Here is a 3,040-nt window from a genome sequence, read left to right as displayed (position 1 = left end):
TTGGGATATTATCGACAACAGAAAAATTTCCTATAATGATGTAATTCATCCGGATTATCGGGATTGTTTACATGAGCAATGGTCGCAAACTCTTGCCAATCATGGAATTTTAGTTCTGGAATATCCAATCCTCACGAAAGGAGGGCAGATCAAGTGGGTTTGGGAGAAGGGATCCGGTGTATATTCTGAGAGCGGCGAGGTAGTGGCTTTAGAGGGATTTATCACCGACATAACCGAACGAAGAACCGCCGAACAGATCATCCGCGAGAGCGAATCGCGGCTCAGATACCTGCTTGGCTTCTATGAGAGGGCACACCTGCCGGAGAAGGAACTGCTTGCCTATGCCTTGGAAGGAGCATGCGTGATCACAGGGAGCCAGCTTGGATACCTCGCCTTCCTGAATGATGATGAGAGCGAACTATCGATGTACGCATGGTCTGAAACTGCCATGAAGGAATGCTCCATGCAGGAGAAGCCTATCGTGTATGCAGTGGAGAAGACAGGGTTATGGGGAGAGGCGGTGCGGCAGCGCTGTCCGGTGATCACAAATGACTATGCAGCCGTGGGTACGGAGAAGAAGGGATATCCTGAGGGACACCCACAGCTCATCCGACATATGAACGTCCCAATCCTTGACGGGGATCAGATCGTGATCGTCGCCGGGGTAGCAAATAATCCACTGGATTACACTGATAACGATACCCGTCAGCTCACGCTCCTGATGCAGGGGCTCTGGCAGGTCCTTAAAAGACGCCGGATCGAAGAGGAATTCCAGAGTCAGCAGGAGCAGCTTACCGAGATTACTGAGATGATTCCGGGAGTGGTCTTCCAGTTCTATTCACAATCGGATGGAGAAAAGGGATTATATTATATCAGCAGCCGGGCAGATGAGGTGTTTGGTATCAGCAGTTCTCCGGAGGGATTCCTCAGCCGTTTTACAGAGCAGGTGGATCCCCGTGATCGTGATTCATTCCTCGAGTCGATTGAGGATGCTACAAAGGCCGGCCTCCCCTGGAATTATGAGGGGAGATTCATCAGGCCTTCCGGAGAAGAGATCTGGTTCCAGGGGATGTCCCGTCCGATTCAGCGAGGGAATGAGCTTCTATTCAACGGTATCCTGCTGGATATCACCGATCGAAAGGATGCTGAAAATGCACTGAATGAGAGGATCAAGGAGCTCTCATGCCTCTACAGGATATCTGACGCAATAGAGGGATCTGGCAGGCCATATGCTGAGGTGATGCAGGCGATCGCAGAGATCATACCGGGTGGCTTCCAGCACCCTGAGATTACAGCCGCCAGCATCAGGATTGATGAGGAAGAGTACTCCACATCAGATTATCAGCTGAAGCCCTGGAGTAAACAGACAGAGATCTTCGTTCATAAGGAGCCTGTTGGCTCGATAACCATCTGCCTCATGGAGGACAATCAGATCCTGGATGAGGAAGAGATACTTATCAGTACCATTGCCGATCAGATCGGCCAATATATTGAGCGGATCAGAACGGTTGCCAGACTCCATCAGGCAAATGAACAGCTAACTGCATCTGAGGAGGAGATCCGGAATCGTCTGGATGAAATTGTTACCGCACAAAAGCAGCTTGCACTCTCCGAGGAGCGATATCAGGCTATCTTCGAACATACAAATGCCGCTTCATTAATCATCGAGAAGGATACGGTAATATCCCTCTGCAACAGTGCCTTTGAGAAACTATGTGGTTATTCGAAGGATGAGGTGATCGGCAGGAGCTGGACGGAATTTGTCAGTGATACTGATCGTGAACAGATGATCGCATACCACCGGCAGAGAAGAGAAACAGGGGAGGATCCCCCGCAGAGATATGAATTCACATTCATTGATCGGGGGGACGCATCCCATTCAACACTTGTAACAGTGGGGATGATTCCGGGTACCAGCCAGTCTGTCGCCTCAATATATGATATCACCGATCGCAAGGAAGCAGAAGTTGCATTATCGCAAGCCCACAAGAAACTCAGGATTCTCTCATCCATAACGAGTCATGATGTAGCCAATAAAATCATGACGATCCGGGGGCTGCTTGAGATCGCTTTGGATCGGGAAGATAAACAATATACAGGCATCTGCCATGATGAGATCCGAAAAGCCACTGATGCCATTGAGCGCCAGATTGTCTTTATGCGGGAATATGAGCAGATAGGGATACAGGAATCCAGCTGGATGGAGCTCGCTCCTCTCATTTCGAGGATAGATGACAGGCAGCTCCCGGTTCAGAATACATGCCCGGAGATCTCATTCTATGCCGATCCGATGGTTGAGAAGGTCTTCCAGAACCTCTATGTGAACACCATCCTGCACGCACAGACTGCAACCCGGATCGTCATCTCATGTGAGGAGAGGGAAGGGGATCTCGCAATCATCTGGGAGGATGACGGCCCCGGCATCCCTGATGATCAGAAAGAAGAGATCTTTGTACGGGGTTTTGGCAAAAACACCGGTTTTGGACTCTTCCTTGCCCGCGAGATCCTCGCCATTACCAGGATTACAATTCAGGAAACCGGAACCTATGGCAAAGGGGCGAGGTTTGAGATTATAGTGCCGGAGGGGGCATGGCAGAAGGGGCGATAGGAATTAAAACAGGAACGGATATTCTCGTACCAGATTCTACTCGCAATATTTACGTACGGACTTCACCTTAGAAGGCTTCCTTCCCTAAAGGCATATTATCAGATTCATGCCCAACACCAGAGTTGAGATCCGGCTATTGCGATCCATCTTTTTTGTACCGTTCTGAGTGCGGATTTATAAGAGGGAACGGGATCAGCACAGGGATGTCGACAGATAGAGAACCCGGGAATCCGGTAGCAGTAAATTAGGGGGCGAAATGGGAACGTGGATAACCATCCCGATATTACAAACCCCATTTATATAGTCTCCATGATCATATTATAACAGGAATGGCATTCACATACTTCTTCCGGGATCTTCAGACACTTCAGGTGATGGTCGATCATATGCCACCCCCTCAAAATGGGAAGAGATCTATCGATATCTGGAGTG

1 protein-coding gene is annotated in these 3,040 nt (G+C 49.4%); it reads left to right on the top strand.

The window, feature by feature from the left end:
* The first annotated feature begins 7 nt into the window (after window positions 1-7).
* Entirely contained in the window at window positions 8-2,608 is a 2,601-nt protein-coding gene (locus tag QCH34_RS09820; RefSeq protein WP_366898544.1) for a PAS domain S-box protein, read from the top strand.
* The last annotated feature ends 432 nt before the right edge of the window (window positions 2,609-3,040 follow it).

The organism is Methanocalculus sp. (genome assembly GCF_029762515.1).
In the GTDB taxonomy this organism is placed as follows: Archaea; Halobacteriota; Methanomicrobia; order Methanomicrobiales; family Methanocorpusculaceae; genus Methanocalculus.
Note: the sequence above shows the minus strand (reverse complement) of the source record. Positions and strands in the feature narration are given on the sequence as shown.